The organism is Ruegeria sp. AK4 (assembly GCF_056541025.1).
In genome coordinates this window covers 1-3,556 of the sequence record NZ_JBQFXS010000058.1, presented here as the reverse complement: position 1 = coordinate 3,556, position 3,556 = coordinate 1, and the positions used below count along the sequence as shown (strand labels likewise).

Here is a 3,556-nt window from a genome sequence, read left to right as displayed (position 1 = left end):
GCCGACAGGCGCAATCTAGCACCAAAAACCAGAGCGTTCGTGGATTACCTGGCGCGACGGTTTCGGGATTCCAAAGAAAACCAAAGGAACGTCTAACTACGTACAGAAACGATCGCAGCTGTCCCAATCGATCCAAACCCATCTGCTGTAAGTGCTTAATAGTCCGGCCGAAACCTGAAGAGAACTAATGGGGTATCTCGATCAAAAATCTGGCATTGGTCGGTAAATGCAGCATTGGTCACGGCCTTGTCAGAAGAGCTTTGGTTGAGCGGGGCAGTGCGGTTGCGTAGCTTTTGCCCATGACCAGACCTACCTCATTCAAATACTTTATAACCAATCCCGAGATCATCCGCCTTGCGGTGATGCTGTACTTCCGATTCCCGCTATCGCTTCGGAATGTCGGGAGATCTGTTACACTAGCGAGGCATCGACGTGAGCCACGAAACCGTCCGATACTTTTGGAACAGATTTGGCCCGATGTTTGCTGCCGGGATCAGACGGAAGCGTGTTCAGCAGCTGCGCGCATTATCGAAATGGAAGTGGCGGTTGGATCAGGGTTTCGTGAAAGTGAATGGCAAGAGACATTATTTTTGGCGGGCTGTTGGGTATGCCTAAGGTCATTCACCTGGTAGTGACGCGAGCGTCAACGACCTAATATTCACAACAATATTGCACGACCCACAGCCGTTTCATCTCGATTTATAACGGCGCCCTTGGAAAGAACTACCCGTGACATCAGCGCTTGGCCTGAACAGACTGCCTCTTCTATTGATTGCTCGGAAAAACGGCTGGCGATGAACGCCGCATTAAAGCTGTCGCCGGCACCTATTGTATTAACTGGGTATTCAATTCGTTCAAACTTGAATTGTCGCGTCTCGTTTACTTTAGAGTCGTAAATCGGTCCGCCGCCTGTCTTCAGGAGAACACTCGGTGCTCCCAAAGCTCGCAGATTTAAGCGCCGGATCATGGGTTTTAACTTGCCAAAGTTCAGACACATCATCTTGGGATGGCAAAGCCAAAGTTGAAACGGCCAATGCTCGAGTGATCGATGTTCGGGCAAAGTCGGAGTCTTCCCAGAGAACCGACCTGTAGTTCAGGTCAAAGAAAACGTCGCGCCCGTCAGATTTGAGGTATTCCATCAGCCCAAGGAGACGAGCCCGAGCGTCTGTACTGAGAATCGCCAGTTTTACGGTTGAGACGAACAACGCCCGTGCATTTCTAACCGCGTTTTCTTCAAGCGCAGACAATTGTAGCAGGCCACGCGCTGCCGATTGGTCGCGCCAATAAGTGAATGAGCTGTCTCCGTTCTCATCGCATTCTATCATGCTCAATCCAAGCGTTTTTCCGGGGACACTGGCTATGCAGTTTGTTTCTACGCCCTCACCGGTCAGATTGGACAGGACCCAATCTCACAAAGCGTCGTCCCCCAAACCGTGTCACATATTTAACATTGCCCGGGCCGAGCACCTGGCCAAATAAATCGCCGTGTTCAGTGTGTCGCAACCATGCCCTTTTCGAGACCTCCCGGGAGAACCTTCGGACTGAGTCAGTTCGACCAGTGCCTCGCCAATAGATACGACCCGCGTCATTTTTAGAGCTCCAAGGGTGTTATAAGTGGCTTCCCGTCGAAGAAGGCTGCGAGATTGTCGATTACAAGCCGTCCCATCGCCTGTCGCGCATCCTTTGTCGCTGATGACTGATGAGGTGTCAGCACGACGTTTCTCATCTGCGCAAATTCCGGACGCGGAGACGGTTCATTCTCGAATACATCAAGCGCGGCACCCCCGATTACGCCCTCCTTCAGGGCAAAAACCAGGTCATCCTCGTTAACAATACTCCCGCGTGCGATATTGACTAGCAGTCCATTCTCGCCAAGTGCCTCAAGCACCTCGGCGTCTACTATTCCAGCTGTTTCAGCGCCGCCAGCCGCGGCGATAACGAGGATGTCCGCATCGCGGGCGAGGGCGGTTGCCGTCGCTCGATACTTATCTTCTTCTCCTGCTGCGGGTGCGCGTCCGGTGTACAATATTGTCATTCCAAAACCACGCGCCAATTCACCTATCCGCCGACCGATCCTGCCATACCCAAGAATTCCTAGGGTGCGGCCGCGTAAGCTGTAACCGAGACCAAGTTTGGACTTTGACCAGGCACCGCTTCGCACATGATTGTCCCCTTCGACTACACGCCTGGCCGACGCTAGTATGAGTGCGACGGCGTTTTCTGCGACTGCGTCAGTCAACACGTCGGGAGTTGTGGTAACAACGATTCCACGTGCACGAGCTTGTTCAAGATCGATCTTGTCAACACCAACTCCATAAACCGCGATCAGCCGCAAGGCAGGCAGCTTTACCATGATCTCACCCGGCAGGCCGATATTGCCTTTTGTGGCGACAGCCGTGACTCTTTTGGCTGAAGCCATTGCATCGGCCTCATCCACCGTTTCGAATCTGTCCCTGATTTCTTTGGTGATTTCTGGCGGTTGCAAAGGTGCGCGAAGCAGTATCATCAGCGTACTCCGATCAGGTCAGGCGCAATCCGCCGCGGTAGGCCGAGCGCGATCTCAGGGAAAACGATAGTCGCTAGAAGAACGCCCAACATGCCGGTCAGGTAGACCGTTTTCGGCCCCATGGATTTCAGCAGAGCTAAACCTCCGATCTTCGATGCTATCTTCAGACACTGCCCGTAGGGTGGCGTGATGAGCCTGAAGCCAAGCGCCATATCGCCCACAATTCCAAAGTAAACCGGGTAGATAAAGGACAGCCTCAATGGCCTACCAGAGACGAGTTCGAATTCGTCAGACAGCACCCGGCGAAGGGCTGAACTGAACCCTTCAATCCACTCTTGGACAATGGATGAACTCATTTAAGGACTTCCATCGTAAACTTGTCGGATAAATGGACGCTAATGATCTCAAAGGGTCCTTTTCCTGAAGTCAAAACCGTATGTGGCGTATTTGCAGGAATAACCAAGATGTCGCCTTCTTTCACTACTGCCTCTTCGTCTCCAACAGTGACCCGAGCTTGTCCCTGACGCACCAGATGAACTTCGTCATATGAGTGCTTGTGGAACGGCGGTCCTTTGCCGGATTCTGTCACTTCATTGAAAAGAAACGAAATGCCCATTCCAGCGTTTTGCCCTTCGCGTTTTTCGTTCCAACCTTCGTCTGAGGCCCAATCAGTTCGCAAAAAAATGTTCATCTTAGTTATCCATTCTCCTGAGAGATGTCGCTCACCTACAATTACAGCTTTACTTCCGAATTGTCCGCTTAGCAGGTTTTGGTGCGGTAAGAACCGGCTCAATCCGCATGAGTTTGTCTTACAATCGAACGATTTCAGAAGGCTAGGCCGCAAGCAGGATCAGGATCCATCTGAGTTTGGCTTAGGTTTCTGACAATTGGGCAGACGGGCCTCCAACACACGACCGATATCAAGTGCATTCGGTTAAAGCCGTTTTGGCAGAACTACCGAGAATTAGGGCAATTTCTGATCATGGGCCTGAAGTTACTTTTCGCATACTCCAAACTTTCAATTTTGGAGTTGCGACCATCGAGCTTAAC

5 protein-coding genes and 1 pseudogene are annotated in these 3,556 nt (G+C 51.7%); 1 reads left to right on the top strand and 5 read right to left on the bottom strand.

The window, feature by feature from the left end; translation table 11 throughout:
* Positions 1-299 precede the first annotated feature (299 nt).
* Positions 300-609 (top strand): annotated as a pseudogene (locus ACR0EZ_RS25775) (IS6 family transposase); the annotation flags it as partial.
* Between the two features lie 49 nt (positions 610-658).
* Here ACR0EZ_RS25775 and ACR0EZ_RS25770 read toward each other — a convergent pair.
* The 5 genes from ACR0EZ_RS25770 to ACR0EZ_RS25750 all read right to left on the bottom strand — a co-directional run bounded on the left by ACR0EZ_RS25770 (position 659) and on the right by ACR0EZ_RS25750 (position 3,197).
* Entirely contained in the window at positions 659-997 is a 339-nt protein-coding gene (locus tag ACR0EZ_RS25770) for a PfkB family carbohydrate kinase (protein ID WP_480617681.1), read from the bottom strand.
* The gene (locus tag ACR0EZ_RS25765; RefSeq protein WP_480617682.1) at positions 885-1,361 is read right to left on the bottom strand and encodes a PfkB family carbohydrate kinase; all 477 of its coding nucleotides are present in this window, start codon (positions 1,359-1,361) and stop codon (positions 885-887) included. Before ACR0EZ_RS25765 ends, ACR0EZ_RS25770 begins: the two co-directional genes overlap by 113 nt.
* A gap of 230 nt (positions 1,362-1,591) precedes the next feature.
* Entirely contained in the window at positions 1,592-2,506 is a 915-nt protein-coding gene (locus tag ACR0EZ_RS25760; protein WP_480617680.1) for a 2-hydroxyacid dehydrogenase, read from the bottom strand.
* Positions 2,506-2,862 (bottom strand): hypothetical protein, encoded by a 357-nt coding sequence (locus tag ACR0EZ_RS25755; RefSeq protein ID WP_480617679.1) that lies wholly within the window; start codon positions 2,860-2,862, stop codon positions 2,506-2,508. The genes ACR0EZ_RS25760 and ACR0EZ_RS25755 overlap by 1 nt, the downstream gene beginning before the upstream one ends.
* Positions 2,859-3,197: a cupin domain-containing protein gene (locus ACR0EZ_RS25750; protein ID WP_480617677.1), complete on the bottom strand. Its 339-nt coding sequence runs from the start codon at positions 3,195-3,197 to the stop codon at positions 2,859-2,861. The genes ACR0EZ_RS25755 and ACR0EZ_RS25750 overlap by 4 nt, the downstream gene beginning before the upstream one ends.
* Positions 3,198-3,556: the final 359 nt, after the last annotated feature.